General features: G+C 55.6%; 20 protein-coding genes. 7 read left to right on the top strand and 13 right to left on the bottom strand.

All coding sequences use genetic code 11. The annotated features are described in order from the left end of the window. The first annotated feature begins 5 nt into the window (after positions 1–5). The 3 genes from KIH86_RS30115 to KIH86_RS12960 all read left to right on the top strand — a co-directional run bounded on the left by KIH86_RS30115 (position 6) and on the right by KIH86_RS12960 (position 2,534). Positions 6–194, top strand: coding sequence for a CLC_0170 family protein (locus tag KIH86_RS30115; RefSeq protein WP_407672274.1), 189 nt, complete (start codon positions 6–8; stop codon positions 192–194). A 40-nt stretch (positions 195–234) separates the two neighbouring features. Beyond that, the gene (locus tag KIH86_RS12965; RefSeq protein ID WP_223085629.1) at positions 235–804 is read left to right on the top strand and encodes a TetR-like C-terminal domain-containing protein; all 570 of its coding nucleotides are present in this window, start codon (positions 235–237) and stop codon (positions 802–804) included. A gap of 149 nt (positions 805–953) precedes the next feature. Further along, the gene (locus KIH86_RS12960) at positions 954–2,534 is read left to right on the top strand and encodes an oleate hydratase (protein WP_223085630.1); all 1,581 of its coding nucleotides are present in this window, start codon (positions 954–956) and stop codon (positions 2,532–2,534) included. 190 nt (positions 2,535–2,724) lie between these two features. Here KIH86_RS12960 and KIH86_RS12955 read toward each other — a convergent pair whose 3' ends face one another. Next, complete coding sequence (locus tag KIH86_RS12955) at positions 2,725–3,438, bottom strand: DsbA family oxidoreductase (protein WP_223085631.1); 714 nt, start codon at positions 3,436–3,438, stop codon at positions 2,725–2,727. Between the two features lie 172 nt (positions 3,439–3,610). Here KIH86_RS12955 and KIH86_RS12950 point away from each other — a divergent pair, with 172 nt between their 5' ends. After that, positions 3,611–4,705 carry an FAD:protein FMN transferase gene (locus KIH86_RS12950; RefSeq protein WP_223085632.1) on the top strand — a complete coding sequence of 365 codons (1,095 nt, stop codon included), beginning with the start codon at positions 3,611–3,613 and terminating at the stop codon, positions 4,703–4,705. 108 nt (positions 4,706–4,813) lie between these two features. On the opposite strand, the gene KIH86_RS12945 is transcribed toward KIH86_RS12950, so the two are convergent. The 10 genes from KIH86_RS12945 to KIH86_RS12900 all read right to left on the bottom strand — a co-directional run bounded on the left by KIH86_RS12945 (position 4,814) and on the right by KIH86_RS12900 (position 12,970). Then, complete coding sequence (locus tag KIH86_RS12945) at positions 4,814–5,524, bottom strand: HAD family hydrolase (protein WP_235775398.1); 711 nt, start codon at positions 5,522–5,524, stop codon at positions 4,814–4,816. A 36-nt stretch (positions 5,525–5,560) separates the two neighbouring features. Further along, entirely contained in the window at positions 5,561–6,037 is a 477-nt protein-coding gene (locus KIH86_RS12940; RefSeq protein ID WP_223085634.1) for a GNAT family N-acetyltransferase, read from the bottom strand. 93 nt (positions 6,038–6,130) lie between these two features. After that, positions 6,131–6,661 carry a GNAT family N-acetyltransferase gene (locus KIH86_RS12935; protein WP_223085635.1) on the bottom strand — a complete coding sequence of 177 codons (531 nt, stop codon included), beginning with the start codon at positions 6,659–6,661 and terminating at the stop codon, positions 6,131–6,133. Between the two features lie 5 nt (positions 6,662–6,666). After that, the gene (locus tag KIH86_RS12930; RefSeq protein WP_223085636.1) at positions 6,667–7,173 is read right to left on the bottom strand and encodes a metallophosphoesterase family protein; all 507 of its coding nucleotides are present in this window, start codon (positions 7,171–7,173) and stop codon (positions 6,667–6,669) included. 216 nt (positions 7,174–7,389) lie between these two features. Continuing rightward, positions 7,390–8,613, bottom strand: a complete 1,224-nt coding sequence (locus tag KIH86_RS12925; protein ID WP_223085637.1) for a polysaccharide deacetylase family protein — start codon at positions 8,611–8,613, stop codon at positions 7,390–7,392. Positions 8,614–8,839: 226 nt separating this feature from the next. Beyond that, positions 8,840–9,853: a siderophore ABC transporter substrate-binding protein gene (locus KIH86_RS12920; RefSeq protein ID WP_223085638.1), complete on the bottom strand. Its 1,014-nt coding sequence runs from the start codon at positions 9,851–9,853 to the stop codon at positions 8,840–8,842. 50 nt (positions 9,854–9,903) lie between these two features. Beyond that, positions 9,904–10,659, bottom strand: coding sequence for an iron ABC transporter ATP-binding protein (locus KIH86_RS12915; RefSeq protein ID WP_223085639.1), 756 nt, complete (start codon positions 10,657–10,659; stop codon positions 9,904–9,906). Next, on the bottom strand, positions 10,653–11,597 hold the full coding sequence (locus KIH86_RS12910; protein ID WP_316503281.1) for an iron chelate uptake ABC transporter family permease subunit: 945 nt from the start codon (positions 11,595–11,597) through the stop codon (positions 10,653–10,655). The genes KIH86_RS12915 and KIH86_RS12910 overlap by 7 nt, the downstream gene beginning before the upstream one ends. Continuing rightward, positions 11,594–12,550, bottom strand: coding sequence for an ABC transporter permease (locus KIH86_RS12905; RefSeq protein ID WP_223085640.1), 957 nt, complete (start codon positions 12,548–12,550; stop codon positions 11,594–11,596). The genes KIH86_RS12910 and KIH86_RS12905 overlap by 4 nt, the downstream gene beginning before the upstream one ends. Before the next feature lie 159 nt (positions 12,551–12,709). Beyond that, positions 12,710–12,970: a YqkE family protein gene (locus KIH86_RS12900; protein WP_223085641.1), complete on the bottom strand. Its 261-nt coding sequence runs from the start codon at positions 12,968–12,970 to the stop codon at positions 12,710–12,712. A 90-nt stretch (positions 12,971–13,060) separates the two neighbouring features. On the opposite strand from KIH86_RS12900, the gene KIH86_RS12895 reads away from it, so the two are divergent. Beyond that, positions 13,061–13,405 (top strand): winged helix-turn-helix transcriptional regulator, encoded by a 345-nt coding sequence (locus KIH86_RS12895; RefSeq protein ID WP_223085642.1) that lies wholly within the window; start codon positions 13,061–13,063, stop codon positions 13,403–13,405. Positions 13,406–13,740: 335 nt separating this feature from the next. On the opposite strand, the gene KIH86_RS12890 is transcribed toward KIH86_RS12895, so the two are convergent. Both KIH86_RS12890 and KIH86_RS12885 read right to left on the bottom strand, forming a co-directional pair. Next, the gene (locus tag KIH86_RS12890; RefSeq protein WP_223085643.1) at positions 13,741–14,244 is read right to left on the bottom strand and encodes a GNAT family N-acetyltransferase; all 504 of its coding nucleotides are present in this window, start codon (positions 14,242–14,244) and stop codon (positions 13,741–13,743) included. A 226-nt stretch (positions 14,245–14,470) separates the two neighbouring features. Next, positions 14,471–15,319 (bottom strand): SDR family oxidoreductase, encoded by an 849-nt coding sequence (locus tag KIH86_RS12885; protein ID WP_223085644.1) that lies wholly within the window; start codon positions 15,317–15,319, stop codon positions 14,471–14,473. A gap of 103 nt (positions 15,320–15,422) precedes the next feature. On the opposite strand from KIH86_RS12885, the gene KIH86_RS12880 reads away from it, so the two are divergent. Together KIH86_RS12880 and KIH86_RS12875 are read left to right on the top strand one after the other, a co-directional pair. After that, positions 15,423–16,145 (top strand): MBL fold metallo-hydrolase, encoded by a 723-nt coding sequence (locus tag KIH86_RS12880; RefSeq protein ID WP_223085645.1) that lies wholly within the window; start codon positions 15,423–15,425, stop codon positions 16,143–16,145. A 218-nt stretch (positions 16,146–16,363) separates the two neighbouring features. Beyond that, positions 16,364–17,455, top strand: a complete 1,092-nt coding sequence (locus tag KIH86_RS12875) for a M24 family metallopeptidase (RefSeq protein ID WP_223085646.1) — start codon at positions 16,364–16,366, stop codon at positions 17,453–17,455. Positions 17,456–17,492: the final 37 nt, after the last annotated feature.

Below are 17,492 nucleotides of genomic sequence, written 5' to 3'. Positions count from 1 at the left end.
TACCCATGTTTCGCATGCTTTTTTTCACATCGGCTATATCCGCATTCTCCGCCCTGATGCTTCTCACAGTGGACAGGGAATACTACAGGGTTAACGGCATGGCCCGGGAGCACAAAGCCTCCGCCATCCTCTCCTGGATTCAAATTGGTGCATGCCTAGTCTTCCTTCTCTTGGTGTGGGTTCTTCACTATTGAGCATCCGCTGCGTTATGATGGGGCAGAGAGGTGGATGAATATGCCAAATTCCCTTTTGACCAAAAAAGCGCTGGCCGAATGTCTGAAGAAAAGAATGGAGCATACCCCGCTGAGCAAAATAACCGTCAAGCAAATAACAGACGATTGCGGGGTCAACCGCCAAACGTTCTATTACCATTTTCACGATCTGTTCGAGCTGCTCGGCTGGATTTACAAGAAGGAGGCTGTTGGCAGCATCTCCGCTTACCGAAGCTATGATACCTGGACCGACGGGTTCTGCCGGATCTTTCAGTATATTCAGAATAACCGTGCATTCTGCTGCAATACGCTGGAATCGCTCGGCCGGAATCACCTGGATGCCTATCTGTACGCCGTGACGAATGAACTCATTATGGGTGTGATCGACGAGTTGGCCGCGAATACGAACGTCAGCATGCAGGACAAGCAGTTTATCGCCAATTTCTATACGCTCGCTTTTAGCGGACTCGTTATTAAATGGATGAGGGATGGCATGATGGAGAACCCGCAGGCTATGATCGAACGGCTGAGCATTCTGCTTGAGGGGCAGTTCCTAACAGCGCTGAGCAAGTATGAGCATCCGTCGTTCTGAATGTCAGCCTATGTCGAAAAGTTAGACAGTTTATCTTATATGACTAAAAACCGGACATTTCGGCTGGATTGACGATACCTTTTGAAAACGCTTCGCATTAGACTCGAAGACAGATAGTCCAATACATTTATTTGTGGAGGAGATTGTCTATGAGACAGGAATATGAAGGCAGACAGGTTTATCTGGTTGGCGGCGGAATCGCATCACTTGCGGCTGCCGCTTTTCTCGTTCGGGATTGCGATTTTCCGGGAAGCGGCATTCATGTCATCGAAGAGCTGCACATTCTTGGAGGAAGCAACGACGGTGCAGGCAGTGAGGAACATGGCTATGTCATTCGCGGCGGACGGATGCTCAACGACGAGACTTACGAAAATCTGTGGGATTTGCTAAGCTCCATCCCTTCGCTTAATCATCCGGAAATATCGGTCCGCGAGGAGATCACCTCCTTCGATAACGCCAACCCTACGCATTCCAGAGCCAGACTGGTGAACGCTGCTGGAGAAATCGTCAACTCATCTTCGATGGGCTTCGATATGGCCGACCGGCTTGCCATGGGCAAGCTTATCCTGACCCCTGAGGACAAAATGGGCACAGCCCGCATTAACGACTGGTTCGCGCCCCATTTCTTCGAGACGAATTTCTGGTACATGTGGGCGACGACCTTCGCCTTCCAGCCTTGGCACAGCGCGGTCGAGCTGAAACGGTATATGATCCGCTTTATGCATGAATTCCCGAGAATTCACACCCTCGAAGGAGTTACACGGACGCCTTACAACCAATATGACTCCGTCATTTTGCCGCTTAAAAAATATCTGGAGAAGCAATCTGTCGATTTCTCCCTTAAATGCACCGTGACCGATCTTGATTTCAAGGAGGGCGAAGGCATTACCGTAACGGGCATGCATGTGCTGAAAGGAGACGTCAAGGACAGAATTGCCGTCGGGGACAGAGACCTCGTTATCGTGACGAACGGCTCCATGACCGAAAGCTCCAGTCTGGGCTCCATGACTGCCCCTCCCGTCCTGAACGGCAAGGGAAGCTCATGGGAGCTGTGGGACCGCCTCGCTGCGAAGAAACCTGCGCTGGGTAATCCCTCTCCGTTCGATGACCACATCGACGGCTCCAAGTGGGAGTCATTTACCGTGACGTTCAGCGACTCGGTCTTCTTCGACCTAATGGAGAAATTCTCGGGGAACCGCGCGGGAACGGGCGCTCTCGTCACGTTCAAGGATTCGTCCTGGCTGATGTCCATCGTGCTGGCCTATCAGCCTCATTTCCGCAATCAGCCGGAGCATGTGCGGGTATTTTGGGGCTACGGCCTCAATGTCGATAAAGAAGGCGACTTCGTGAAGAAGAAAATGTCAGAGTGTACCGGAGAAGAGATTATGACCGAGCTGATCGGACATCTGCATTTCGAGCAGCATCGCGACGCTATCATGGCGACTGCGAACTGCATTCCGTGCATGATGCCTTTCATCACCTCGCAGTTCATGCCAAGGGCGTTGGGCGACCGGCCTAAGGTTGTACCGGACGGCTCGACGAATCTCGCGATGGTGGGCCAATTCTGCGAAATTCCGGAGGATGTTGTGTTCACCGAGGAATACTCGGTGCGCGCCGCAAGAATCGCAGTCTATAAGCTGCTGGGAATCAACAAGCCGGTGGCGCCGGTTCACCATTACCAGTACGATGTGCGGACGCTCGTGTCGAGTCTGGCTACCTCCCTGCACTGACTCCCGCTGCAGTCCGCCTCATTCTTCCGCAAGTATGGACAGCCAAAAGCCTTCCCCGGATGGGAGAAGGCTTTTGGCTTCTTATGATGAGGCTCCATCGGGGCGAACTGCAGCATGTGCGGAGGTCTTTAGGCCCTTGCACGCCCTTGATCACCCTTGATCGCCCATTAGCAGAGGCCTTCTCTGCGGGTTACACGCTGCAGGAGCCATCCGCACAGCCGTCGCCGCTGTTCTGGGGCGAACCGATGACGCGAAGCTCCGGCTGCTTCTGCTCTTCGGACCACACCGTTTCCAGTACCTCGGTGAATACCGGTCCGGGCTGGGCGCCGGAGATCGCATATTTATTGTTGAAGACGAAGAAGGGCACACCGGTGACGCCAAGCCCGGCCGCCTTGCCGATATCAGCCTGGACGTCCTCCGCGTACGCGTCAGACTCCAGCAGTGACGCTGTCTCGGCTTCCTCCAGGCCAATTTCGGCGGCCAGCGACGCCAGCACCCCATGGTCGCCCAGGTTCACACCGTCAGTGAAGTAAGCCTTCAGCAGCCGCTCCGTCATTGGGGTTGCCAGACCGCGTGCTGCCGCCAAATGGCTCAGACGGTGGGCGTCAAATGTATTGGTGGGCTTAATCGAGTCGAATTGGAAATCAAGGCCCGCGCCCGACGCTTGCTCCGCAAGCTGTGCGTTCATCGTCTTGGCCTGATCGTAGGACATGCCGTATTTGTCCGCAAGCACCTGGTGGATGTCCCGGCTCTCGCTAACAGGCGCATTCGGATCAAGCTCGAAGCTCCGGTACACCACTTCCACACTGCCTTGTCCTTCGAACTGGCTGAGCGCATGCTCCAGCTTTCTTTTGCCAATATAGCAAAATGGACAGGCAAAATCGGACCATACTTCTATTTTCATCTCATTATCCTCCTTCAGAGCCAAGCTACTGGTTACCTAGTGATTATTACTTACAATTATATAGTAAACGCCCTTCAAAGACAAATTTTTAAGGAAACTATTACCCCTTTCGCCTTCTCTGGGTTATGATAAGAATGATGTGATCAAGAATCTTATGTATGGATGGTGGGATATGTTCAAGAACAAAAAATCAGCTCTGCTCCTGGCCGTGCTTGTTATCGTAATCGCAGCGGGCGTCGGAACATGGCTGTTTGTAAGCAGTAAGGACAAAAAGACAGCGGCAACAACCCCGGCCACAGGAGAGACCAAATCGCTCTCGCAGCAGTTTTACATTTACGATACCGTGGTCAACATCAAGATCTTCGGCGACAAGGTATCCCAGCAAAATATGGACGATATCCAGGCTATCCTGGAACGTATGGATATGGAGTTCAGCCGGACCAGAAAAGGCGGTGAAGTATACCGCATCAACGAAGCTGCCGGCAAGTCTGCCGTGCAGGTATCGGATGAAACGATGGACGCCGTGAAGAAATCCGTTGAATACGCCAAGGAAATGGACGGGCTGTTCGACCCGACCATCGGCCCGCTGGTCGACTTGTGGAACATCGGCAACGGCGGCGATCATGTTCCGCCCCAGGCCGAGATCGACAAGGCCAAGGCTTTGACCAACTACAAGGACGTGATCATCGACGAGCAGGCGAAGACAGTCAAGCTCGCCAAGGAAGGCATGGTTCTTGACCTCGGCGGGATCGGCAAAGGCTATGCCGCCGACATGATCGCCGAATATCTGAAGAAGCAAGGGCTGAACAGCGCTATGATCAATCTGGGCGGCAGCAGCATTATCGGGCTTGGCAACAAGCCGAATGGAACGCAGTGGAACATCGGTCTGCAGGACCCGGACCAGAGCCGCGGCACACAGCTTGGCACGATCCAGATCAGCGACGAGGTTATCGACGCCTCCGGTGTATATGAGCGCTTCTTCATGCAGGACGGCGTCCGGTATCACCATATCCTTGACCCCCGGACCGGATTTCCGGCCCAGAACGGCCTGAAGAGCCTGACCATCATGAGCCCGAACGCGACCGACGCGGACGCCCTGTCAACCGGCGTGTTCCTGATGGGACTGGATGACGGACTCAAATTCCTGGAGTCTCTCCCGGAGAAGGTTGAAGGGTTCTTCATTACTGACGATAACAAGATTTATGCGACGCCGGGCATCAAGAAACGGCTCGTGCTGACCGACCCTACGTACAGCTTCGGCAACTGACAGGCGAAGCCCTTCGTTATTGTTGAAAGTTAAGCGGCCCGGCAAATATGCCGGGCCGCTTTTTTTCATCATGCGCGAGGTCTCTCTGGTGGTTGCAGCTCTGGTATTTTAGAACAGCGAAAGCTCCGCGAACTCCCGGTAATTCCGGAACACATGAGTCGGGACATGCCCCGTTCCCGGTTCCCGTCCGCGCGGATTGTACCAGCATACCTTCCAGCCCGCATCCAGCGCGCCGACGACGTCGTTATGCCAGGTATCTCCGATGTACAGGCTGTTCTCCGGCGCCGTTCCCGTCTTCCGGTTGACATGAGCGAAGATTTCCGGATCGGGCTTCGCAATGCCGACAGCGTCGGAAATAAAGATTCGCTCTTGCGGGATAAGCTTGTCCACGCCAAGCCCGCGGATTTTACCCATCTGGTGATCTGCCGGTCCGTTCGTGATGATGCCCACGACATCTCCCCGCTCAATGAACCGTGTGAGCTGCGCAAGTACGCCTTCGATCATTTCGATGCTGTACTGGCGTCCGATGTACGCCTCCTGCACTCGACTAGCCTGTTCCCGGGTCAGGGAGATGCCGAATTCCTCAAACGCAAGCTCCAGCCTGCGGACCCTTGTCTCCTCAAGGCCAAGCTCCCCGTTCAAATATTTCGGCCATAGCAGATCGCTGTGATGCCTTACCCGGTGAAACAGCTCCGCCATGTCGGGTCTTACTCCGTCCAGATTCAGCACCTCTTTCGCCGCGTCCCGGAACGGAACGAGATGATCGTACAGCGTATCGTCCAGGTCAAAGAACACAGCACGCTTACCGTTACTCTCCACTTTCATTCTCCTTATCCTTATCCTGAAAATGCCTCTTTAGAAAAAAAGCTGATAGCAGTCAAACTCGTCATCTTTGACATAACCGTTCTTCACGTACAGTCTCTGCGCGGCAATATTGTCCGGGTGCGTCTCAAGCGTCAGTCCTTTGCTGCCTGTTTCAAGCGCGTAGCGCCGGACTTCCTCCAGCAGCAGGGTGCCTGCGCCCGTTCCCCGCGCTTCCTCCATGATGAACAGATCGTTCAAGATCCACAGCCGCTCCATCGTAAGGGAAGAGAAGGACGGATACAGCTGCGCAAAGCCCACTGCTTCCCGTCTGTTCTCTCCGTTGTCCTCCGCATCTTCCCGCATTGCCAGAAAGATGACCGATTCCTTCAGGCGCAGCCGCTCCTCCAGAAATCCCCGCTCTTTCTCTGGCTCGGACGTCTTCCCGTAATAAGTCCGGTACGAATCGAACAGCGGAACGATCCATTCCAGATCCTTCAGCTCCGCCTTCACCGCCGTGTACAATCCCATGCCGATAACGCTCCCCTCGCAAATCTCATTCTATCGTCATTTTAGATTTGCGGATGTCTTTCGAACATGGAGTAATCGGCACAACATTTGGACTTATCCGAGCCGGGAGGAAGGCTGCGCCGCGGCCAGATCGATCCAGTAGCGGCAGTACCGGTTCTCCAGCTCGGCCAGTCTGCCGCCGTTCTTCTCGATTACCCGCCGCGAGCCAAGGTTGTCCTCATTGCATGTGAGGAGCGCCCGGGAGATGCCGATTGCGGCAGCCTGCTCCAGCAGCTCTGCAAGCAGCGCCGAGCCGTAGCCTTTTCTTCGCTCTGAAGGCCGGATGCAGTAGCCGATATGTCCGCCGGTCACGCGGAGGGAGCTTGTCAGCCTGTGGCGGAGCTTGCCGTAGCCGACAGGAAGCTGCCCATCGTAAAGCACATACAGCGTCTGGGGCGGATGGCCCGGCGGCAGGCCGATTCCGGCGGCATAATTCCGGAGCACCGGCAGCAGCTCCACAAACCTCGGGTAACCGGAGGTGTACAGTGTATTGACGAAGCCGTTCTCGCCTGGCCCGATTTCACGGGCCATGGCGTAGAGGTCTCTGCCCTCCTGGAGCTCAAGCTCCCGCAGCCGAAGAGGCATTGCTCTCACCCCTTCGATTCGTAAAACACATGGCGCGCCTCAATGTTCCCGTCTTCAATATCCATCAGACCGAAGGAATACAGCTTCTCCCGCCGCTTGTCCGTCGGCGAGCCGGGATTGAACAGCAGCAGCCCGTTCTCCCGGCGCAGCAGCGGCTGATGGGAATGTCCGAACAGAATGCAGTCCAGCTCCTCGCCGGCAAATGCCTTCAGCGCATTGCCGTCCGTGCCTTTACCCGAATAAGGCGCATGCCCGTGGATCATTCCGATGCGGGCACCCGCCAGCGTCAGGATCTTCCGCTCTCCAAAACGCTCCACAATTTCACGGCCGTCGTTGTTCCCCGCGATCCCTTCAACCGGGGCAATTCGGGCCAACTCATCCACGATCTCCAGATCGACCCAGTCGCCGAGGTGCAGAATCAGCTCGACTCCCGCCAGTCCCTCCGTCAGCGCCTTCGGCAGCTTCTTCGCCATCCGCGTCATATGCGTATCCGATACGACTCCTACTTTCATTCTGGTCAGCTCCCCCGTTTAGAATGGTTCCTGCTGTTTCCTGATTGTACGACGAATGGCGGCGCAGGTCCACCAGGAAGGCCTCAGACCACCGCGCCCGGAGAAGGCGGAGACGGGGGGAGCGGGCAGCCGCAAATGTCTGCCCATCACAAATGCCTGTGATCCGCACGGGTGTCTGCGATCCTTATATAGCTTGCATCCGAGGCTGCACCGCTGTCACACATGCCCGGCTTTGGAGGCAGCCACCGCGCTGCCCGCCCTGCCGCCTGCCTGAAGCGACGGCGTCAGCCGGACTGTCCCGCTGGAGCGGTCATAGTCCATCGCAATATGCAGCGACTGGCAAATGTCGTCTAGCGGAACGAGCAGATTGCCCTGCTTGTATTCCGGCGCCACCTGGTTCGGCGCGTCCTGCCCGTTGACCAGCAGTTCGTGCTTCGGTACGAAGCGGAGAATCCGGCCGATCGTCTGCAAGGGGGTGCGCAGATTGCTTCCGGCGTTGATACGGTCCGCATTCAGATCGCCTCTCTGCGCCAGTCCTTCCTTCACCGTGAAGGTCAGCGGAATGCCGACCGATGATGCCGCCTGCAGCACCCGGTCATTATTGGCGCCATAAGGAAAAGCAAGCGCCGAATCGGTGTTGCCAAGCTCCTGCTTCAGTCTCAGCTCCGCCCTGCCAAGATCCCCTTCCACTCTCCGGTAATACTCTTCGTTCGTCTCGTTCCGGTTCTCATCGTTAATGTAGAGCTGTGCCGCGAGAGCCGGCCGCTTGTCGCCATCGGCATCTATCACATCATAGTAGTGGAGGTTGTAGGTATGGTTGTAGAAGCTCATGCCCGCTTTCTTCATCTCCCGCATCTGCGTCCAGGTCAGCTTGGGCAGACCTCCCTTGCCGGGATTATCGACGTCAGAGACAATCACAAAATTCACAGCCGTGTAACCGTATTGCCTCAGAATCGGATATGCCAGCTTGTAGAAGCTCTCATAGCCGTCGTCAAATGTAAGAAGCACGGCATTATCCGGCACTTTCTCCCCGTCCAGCATGAATTTCCGGTACTGTTCCATTGTAATAACATGATAGCCTTCCTGCTTCAGCAGCTCCATTTGTTCAGCGAACCGGTTAACCGAGAGAATGGAGGGTAGAATCGGTTTCGTAGACAGATGATGGTACATGAGAACAGCTACCTTGTCCCGGTAGTAGACCCCTTTAGGCAGAACCGGCGCCGGTTCCCAACCAATCTTGACGCCAAGCAGCCGTTCCGCGACGTTCTTCGGCACCATCAGCTTGTGCCCTTTGTAATCATGGGGTCCCGAATACGGAATGACCCGGCTTCCCATGACAAAATCGACGGATTGGTCCCCCCGCTTGAAGCCGTAATGAACCGTCAGGATGGCGGCCACGGTAAATGCGATTGCAATAATCCCTATTTTTCTTATGTTCATGATGAACTCTCCTTGCCAAATGTGCTGCCTCTAAAATGGCGACATGTTTATATTATTCCCACGACACCCCCGATTTCGTAACAACTTTTTAATTTTTGGCAGAAAAAAAAGAAAAAAGCAAAACGCAGCGAAGCTGTCCCGGATTCTGCGTCTTCCGGATAACAAGAAAAACTGCCCGGCACTAACCGGACAGTTCGCATTTTCGCCTATTAACACAGTTCTTTCTCTATTCCAGTACGGTCTGCGTTTCCTTGATCATTTCGCCGACCGAGATGAGCCCGCCGCCGGACAAATACCAGTAATTCGGGTCCAGATATACAATCTTTCCGTTCTTATACGCATTCGTATTCTGAACCAGTTCGTTCTCGACCGTCTCCTTGGCCGGAGAAGATTCGCCGTTCTCGCTCTTGACGACAGCTCCCCGGTCCACGACAAACAGATAATCCGGATTGCGCTCAGCCACATACTCGAAGTTAACGCTCTGGCCGTGAGTCGAAACCTCAATGTTGGAGTCCGCCGGCGTATAGCCGAAGACATCATGGATCAGGCCGAATCTCGACCCCGATCCGTAGGCGCTGATTTTACCCTCATTCGCGAGAATGACTAGGGCTTTCTTTCCGTCCTGCGCTGCACGGTCATGGAGATCCTGCACCGATTTATCGATCGCCGTCAGCTCGCTGTCGGCCTCCGCCTCCTTGCCGAAGATTTCGGCGAGTCTCTTCGTGTTCTCCTTGAAAGACTCCATGTACTTTGTATTGTCAACCGCGACGTACAGGGTCGGCGCAATCTTGCTCAGCTCGACGTATGCCTCCTGCTGCCGTCCCGAGATGATGATGAGCTCCGGTGAAAGGCTGTTGATTTTCTCAAAATCGGGCTCCTGCAAACTTCCGACATTCTCGTATTTGGCATCTTCGTATTTGGACAGGTAGGCCGGGATGTTCGCTTTAGGCAGCGCCTTGATTTCCACACCCAGCTTGTCCAAGGTATCCAGAGCGCCGAAGTCGAATACCACCACATTCTTCGGATTCTTCTTGACTGTAACTTCTCCCAGCGCGTGCGTGTAAGTCAGTTCAGCTGGCTCTGCGCTCGCTTGAGGCGAGTCTGCTGCACCAGTCGATGAATTACCGCTGTTACCCGAAGATTCACTTGCAGTGTTGCCTGCCCCGTTATTGCCTCCGCAGGCGGATAGAATCAATGTAAGTACCATAACCATTGCCAATGCCCATTTGTTCTTCCTCATTTTCCAACCTCTCCTTTATAGATGATATATAATTCTTGATAGTATCCCGATTAAAAATACACCCCGATCCGTCTTCCCCCGATATTCTCGATCGGAATGTCCATGCCGTACACCTCGCCAAGCACCTCGGTACTGATAATTTCCTCCGGCGTTCCCTGCCTGATGACCCGGCCATTCCTGAACGCAATAATATAATCCGAGTAGCAGGAGGCAAAATTAATATCATGAATGACGAGAATAATCGTCTTGCCCCGTTCGTCGGCTAATCTGCGCAGCACCTTCATAATCTGCACCGAGTGCTTCATATCCAGATTATTGAGCGGCTCGTCGAGGAGGATATAGTCGGTGTCCTGAGCCATTACCATGGCGATATGGGCTCTCTGGCGCTGGCCTCCGCTGAGCTGGTCGAGATATTTATGCTGCATGTCATCAAGCTCCATATAGGATATCGCTTCCTCCACATGGACCCAGTCCTTCGCATTCAGCCTGCCCTGCGAGTAGGGGAAGCGTCCAAAGGACACCAGCTCTCTGACGGTAAGCCGCACGCCGATCTGGTTCGACTGCTTCAGGACCGACAGCTTGCGCGCCAGGTCGGAGCTTTTGCAGCTGCCGATTTCCTGCCCGTCGATCCATATCTCTCCGCCGTCCCGCCCGGTCAGCCGGCTGATCATGGAGAGCAGCGTGCTTTTGCCGGCGCCGTTGGGGCCGATGAAAGAGGTGATTTGCCCCTTGGCTGCCGACAGCGACACATGATCCACGACAAGAGTCCCGCCATATCGTTTGCATAAATCCTTTACGACTACCATGCTTTATTCTCCTTTAGGAGCAGCCAGACGAAATATACGCCTCCCGCGAAGTTGATCATGACGCTGATCGTCGTGCTGAACGCGAATACCCGCTCCACCAGCAGCTGTCCGCCCGCAAGGGCGATAATGCTTAACAGCACCGCAGCAGGAAGCAGCAGGGCATGCCGGTAGGTCCGCATCAGCTGATAGGCGATGTTCGCCACGAGCAGTCCGAGAAAAGTAATGGGGCCAACCAGCGCCGTGGATACCGAAACGAAGACGGATACGAGGATCAGCAAGCCTTTAACCGTCCTTTCGTAGGGAATGCCGAGATTAATGGCCTCTTCCCTTCCGAGCGAAAGCACATCCAGAACCTTCAGATACCGGATAAGAAACAGAAAGGCGACCAATAGCGCCGCTGCCGACAACGCAAGCAGCTCCGCGTTCACATTGTTGAAGCTGGCGAACATCTTGCTCTGCAGGGCCAGGAACTCATCCGGGGAAATCATAACCTCCATAAAAGATGAGGCGCTCTGGAACATGGTGCCCATAATGAGTCCGACCAGTAGCAGGAAGTACAGATTGGAGCCTTCCCTGCGGAACATGAGCTTGTACAGCACCCCGGAGAACAGGATCATGGCCGCTGTAGTGAACAGAAAATTCAGATTCTTGTTCATAAAGGTCAGGTTGGTGGAACCCAGCGCATAGATGCCGGCAGTCTGGATCACCATGTACAGCGAATCCAGACCGAGAATGCTCGGGGTCAGAATCCGGTTATGCGTGATGCTCTGGAAGATCACCGTCGACAGCGCAATCGCGGAGCCGGTCAGAACAATCGCCGCCAGCTTGCGCCCTCTGCTGGGCAGCACGTAATCCCAATTTCCTCCGGCGTGAATGGTCATGAAGATCAGCACCAGAACAAGGGCTGCGGCGGACAGCGCCGTAAGCTTGAGCCTCACGCCGCCACCCCCTTTCTGCTTCGCAGCAGTAAATAGATAAAGAGTCCGCTGCCGATAACCCCTACCGTCAAGCTGATGGATACTTCGTAGGGATAGATCACGATCCTCCCCAGAATATCGCAGAACAGCAGGAATACGGCTCCCAGCAGTGCGGTATGCGCCAGACTTTTTTTCAGATGATCGCCTATGTACAGTGATACGATGTTCGGGACAACAAGACCGAGGAACGGAATCATGCCCGCCGTAAGGAGAACCACGGAAGAGGTCAGGGCGACGATGACCAGCCCGATATTGACCACAGCTTTGTAATTCAATCCGAGATTGACCGCGAAATCCTCTCCCATCCCGGCTACGGTGAACCGGTTGGCGAATGCATAAGCCAGCAGCAGAAGCGGAACGCTGATGTAGATCAGCTCATAGTTTCCTTTCAGCACGGACGAGAAATCGCCCATCATCCAGGAGGAAATATTCTGGACCAGGTCGTTCTTGTAGGCAAAGAAAGTGGTGACCGAGCCTACAATGTTGCCGAACATCAGCCCGACGAGCGGGATGAACACGCTGTCCTTATACTTGATCCTCTCCAGAATCCGCATGAACAGAAAGGTTCCCAGCAGCGAGAATACGAACGCAACCAGCAGCTTCTGCATCGCGCTGGCTCCGCTGAAGAACATGAGGGCCACCATAATGCCGAATTTGGCGGAGTCCATCGTACCGGCTGTCGTAGGCGAGACGAATTTGTTCCGGGACAGCTGCTGCATAATAAGTCCCGCGATGCTCATGCTCATGCCCGCCACAATGAGAGCCATGAGCCGGGGAATGCGGCTGACCATCAGCACTTGACGCTGGGAGTCGGTCAGACTGAACAGATCAAGCGGCGAAATATCCTTGATCCCGATGAACAGCGATCCGGCGGAGAACAGCAGCAAAAGGGCGGCCAAATGCCAGAGTTTCATTTTCTCCTCTCCAATTGATAATGATTTTCATTCGCATTATTTTAAATTTAATCGTAATTCCACTTCTCTGTCAACCTATTCATGCAAAAAACACAATAAAAAAACACTCTTTCGAGTGTTTTTTGCATGAATTATCGCCAAAATCTGCATAAACCCAGGTTATTTATAGTTGCGCCAGTTCGGATCGCTGTTCTCCAGCAGATGGGAAAAGTCATTATCCAGCCGTTTCTGCTCCGCCTTCCGCACTTCCTCGGCAGCCTTGCGCTCCGCTTCCTTGCGGCTTACTTCCTCATGCTTCAGCTCGTCAGCCTGCGCCTTCAGCTTGTTCAGCACTTCGCTGCTGAGCAGATCCTTCAGCGTAGGCTGCGCGTCTGCCTTCGGCGCACGCGGAGCGGGCGGGGTGTTCTTCTTCTTGGCCATTCTTATATATCTCCTTCCGTCTCTCTTTATTTCAAATTTGTTTTAGTGGTTTGTTTTTTCGTTTATAATAGTGTGCAAGAGGTGAGAATCATGAAGCAGACTTCCCTGTGTCCCCGGCTGCAAAAAAGCATGGATATCATCGGCAAACGATGGACCGGCCTGATCATTTACCAGCTTCTGCAAGGGCCGCAGCGCTTCGGTGAAATTGAAGCTGCTCTGCCTCTTAGCGGAAGACTCCTGTCCGAAAGACTGAAGGACCTTGAGCAGGAAGGCATCGTCCTCCGGAAAGTATTTCCCGAAACACCGGTGCGCATTGAGTATTCGCTAACGGATAAAGGTCTGGCGCTGGAATCCGTCATCCGCGACCTGGAGCACTGGTCGCATGATTGGATCGAAGCGGATTCGGTCTGTCGCGAGAAGCCGGACCGCTCCTGACCAAGCCCTCCTGTTCAGGCCGGTTAAAGCGGCCGGACATCCATCACCTACCCATAAACCCGGGAGGGGAGCGGCACTTGCCGCTTCCCTATTTTGTCTGCCTGTTTCCCGGATGCCAGCCGCATCCCGGCACGTCCTGCATTCCACTGGTACATGAGGGCGAAGTTGCTGCATCATTCACGGTGTCAGGACGGAGATCGGGACTGCCATCGGCCTGGCCTGGGCTTTTACTTTTACCCAGAATAGACCGATTTTATCTGGACAGCGTCATCTGAGTCCGCTTAGGAGCAGAGTCTCATCCTGTGATTGGACTCGGTCAAAGTACGGGTGTTCCGTCAGACTTTCCGGCCCACTATGACAAGATCGCGCAGCACCCCGTCCATATCCGCCACCTCGGGCAGCACACCCCAGCGCTCAAAGCCGAACTTCTCCAGCAGCCCCAAACTCGGCGCGTTGTGCCCGAATACAAAACCCACCAGATTCTGAAGCTTCAGCCGGCCGCATTCCTCAATCGCCCGCTTGATCAGCAGGCTGCCGGCTCCCGTTCCCCTAAATTTCTCGCTTACATATATGCTGAGTTCAGCTGTGCCGTTATAGGCCGGGCGGCCGTAGAACGACTGGAAGCTCAGCCAGGCGGCGATGCCGCCGTCCGCTCTCAATACCCACAGCGGACGGTGGCCGCTGCTGTGCTCGTGAAACCAGGACAGCCGGTCCTGAACGGTGACCGGCTCCAGATCAGCCGTTACCATCCGTCCCGCTACTGTGGAGTTGTAAATCTCTACGATCTCATGCAGGTCGCATTGCACGGCATCCTCGATCCTGCTGTTCTGCCAATTCATGTCTTCATCCTCCATCGGGCTGCCGGACCACTTTTTGACAAACGTCCGGCCGCGGCGTTACTCTAGGGCTAGCGGAGGTACATGCTGTATGTACCCGCATCCTGATCATTCAAACGTAATTCATATGTCCGGTCAAGTCAATTCGGAAACGGAGATTCCCTTCGGGACGAAACCCTTCTGGACGGAACTCGTTGAGGAAGCTCTCCCGCCGGCCGTAAGAACCCGCTCAGTCTTCGGCCAGCCCGACCGCGCGGAGGCTGAACTCCCAGAGCCGCCCGGCTTCTTCCCGGCTCTCCGCCCTTGGCGTCAGCTCCTTGATCTTCCGGCGGTAGAAGTACCGCCCCGTCGTTCCGGCAAGCTCCGGATCGGTCGCCAAGTACACGGCGGTGTCCGCCCCCTGTTCCGGCGTCAGGAAGAAATGCGAGAGCAGCTTCATGGCGCCCTTGCCGAAGCCCGTGTCCCGGTTCACCCCAAGGCTCGTGCCAACGGCCCCGGGATGCAGGCTGTTCACGGTCACCCGGGTTCCCTTCAGCCGCTCGGCCAGCTCTCTGGCGAACAAAATATTCGCCAGTTTGGACCGGCCATAGGCTTTGGCCGGGTTAAAGCCTATGGACAGCGTCGGGTCGTCCAGATGGAGGGCTCCGATCTTGTACGCGCCGGATGCCACGATGACGATTCTTCCCTGTTCTGCGGCCTTTATTGGCTCCAACAGCAGATGGGTCAGCAGAAAGTGGCCCAGATGGTTCACGCCGAAGTCCTGCTCGAAGCCGTCTTCGGTCAGCTGCCGTTTGACCGCAACCACGCCGGCATTGTTAATCAGAATATCCAGCACCGGATATTTCGCCTTGAATTCCGCTGCGAAACCGCGGATGCTTGCCAGCGAGCCGAGATCGCAGAGCATAAGCTCAAGCTTGTTGCTGCCGCTGCGCTGCGAAGCCTCTGCTATTGCGGCTTCACCGCGCCGGCGGTTCCGGCAGACCATCACGACCCGGATTCCTCTTCGGGCCAGCTCGACGGTTGTGGCAAGTCCCATGCCGGCGTTGGCTCCGGTGACGATAGCGATTTGTTCGCGCATGTCGCTCCTCCTTTTCTTCCCATCGTACACCAAATGGACTGTATGGGGGAATCGGCACATTTTTATTGAAAGGAAGTGAATCGGGAGCATTCTCCCGAACCGGATGAAGCTTACCCCATCCATTTATGCGCTTAACGTTCCCATGCTGTCCCCCATTATGGGGCCGACCCGAATCTTCCCTTCGCTGCTGGCTGATGAAGACGGGCTGACGCTTGTCGATACTGGCATGTTAGGCCAGTTCGGCTCCCTGAAGGATGCAGTTGAAGAAGAGGGGCTGCAGCTGTCCGACATCAAAAGGGTGATCATCACTCACCAGGACATCGACCATATGGGCAACCTGCTGGAGCTGACGAACCTGATTCCAGAGCTCGAACTGCTGGCGCACCCTGGAGATATCCCTTATCTGACCGGCGATCTGCCGTTCATCAAGTTCACGCGGGAGCGGATTGAAACAATGCCCGGCCCGGCCAAGGACATGGCTCTGCATTTCCTGGAGAGCCTGCCCGGCATCGGGGGCTTCACTGTTCTGGAGGACGGAGATAAGCTTCCATGGGGCGGCGGCCTTGAGGTCATTCATACGCCGGGCCATACTCCCGGCCATATTTGCCTGTATTCGGCCAAAGAGCAGCTCCTGCTCGCGGCCGACGAGCTGCGCGTCGTGGACGGCAAGCTGGTCGGCCCCGCCGAAGCGGCGACCCCGGATATGCCGCTTGCTCTCCTCAGCCTCCGCAAGCTGAAGGGCCTGCCGGTCTCCCGCGTGCTCTGCTACCACGGCGGCCTCTACGAGGGCAGTCCCCAGCCGCTGATCGACGAGCTGGCGCCATAACGGCGATTGATCAAGATGGAATAAATACAGCGTAATCGGCGGCCGAAGGAACCGGCCAAAGCTTACGCTGTTTTTTTATAAGATAGTCAGCGTTTCCGCCGACTCCCGTCGCTCATGCATCTACAGCGGCTCGCCGGCCGTGCGTCTCTCCGCACAATGGACTATAATAGTCTCATTGCCATCAGGGCTATCGAGAATTCGAAGGGAGAGCAACATCAATGAGTGAATTGCTGAAACATCTGGAACGGGAAATTGCCGCAGAGGGAATGGACGCCCTGCTTGTGACCGATCCGAAGCATGTCTACTATCTGACCGGATTCGCCAGCAATCCGCATGAACGGTTTCTGGGACTTCTCCTGGAGCGGGGCGAGGAGCCGGTACTGATCGTCCCGGCGCTCGACGCCGAATCCGCGCGCGCAGCCTCGTCGGTTCAGACCATCGTCACCCACACCGATACCGACAATCCCTACAAGCTGCTGAACCAGCAGCTTAAGGGCAAGCCCGGCAAGCTCGGCATCGAGAAGGAGCAGATGTCGCTCGCGCGCTTCGAGCTGCTGGCAGAAGAAGTGCCGGCAGCAAGCGTTGCCGACATTGGACCCATCCTGCGCCGGATGCGTGCGATCAAGTCTCCCGCCGAGATCGACCGGATGGTCCACGCGGCCGAGCTGGTCGAAGAAGTGCTTCGCCAGGGACTAACTCGCGTGAAAGAAGGCGTCAGCGAGATTGAACTTGTGGCGGAGCTGGATTACCTGATGAAGAAGCTCGGCGCTTCGGGGCCGTCCTTCGATACCATGGTGCTGTCCGGCCCGAATACCGCCCTGCCGCACGGCGTTCCCGGCAGCCGGAAGATCGTACCCGGCGATCTCGTCATGTTCGATCTTGGCGTATTCGCGAACAGCTATGCGTCGGACATCACCCGGACATTTGCGTTCGGAGCAGAGCCTGGCGCCGAGCTGAAGACCATTTATGAAACCGTGCTGGCCGCGAACGAAGCCGGCATCGCCGCCGCCAAGGCCGGAGCCTCTTACGGCTCGGTCGATCAGGCCGCCCGGGCTGTCATCGAAGAAGCCGGCTACGGCGAATATTTCGTTCACCGCGTGGGCCACGGGCTGGGCATGGATACGCATGAGTATCCGTCGCTGCACGGGCTGAACGAAGATATTATGGAAGCCGGCAACGTCTTTACGGTAGAGCCCGGCATCTATGTTCCGGGGCTTGGAGGCGTCCGGATCGAGGACGATATCCTCGTAACCGGGACCGGCGCCCGCACGCTGACGAGCTTCCCCAAAGCCTGGACGGTTCTGGGATAGAACCGAACCGGCAGAGCCGGATTAAGGATCGCTCATC

This window comes from Paenibacillus sinensis (genome assembly GCF_019904155.1).
Lineage (GTDB): Bacteria > Bacillota > Bacilli > Paenibacillales > Paenibacillaceae > Paenibacillus_AQ > Paenibacillus_AQ sinensis.
Note: the sequence above shows the minus strand (reverse complement) of the source record. Positions and strands in the feature narration are given on the sequence as shown.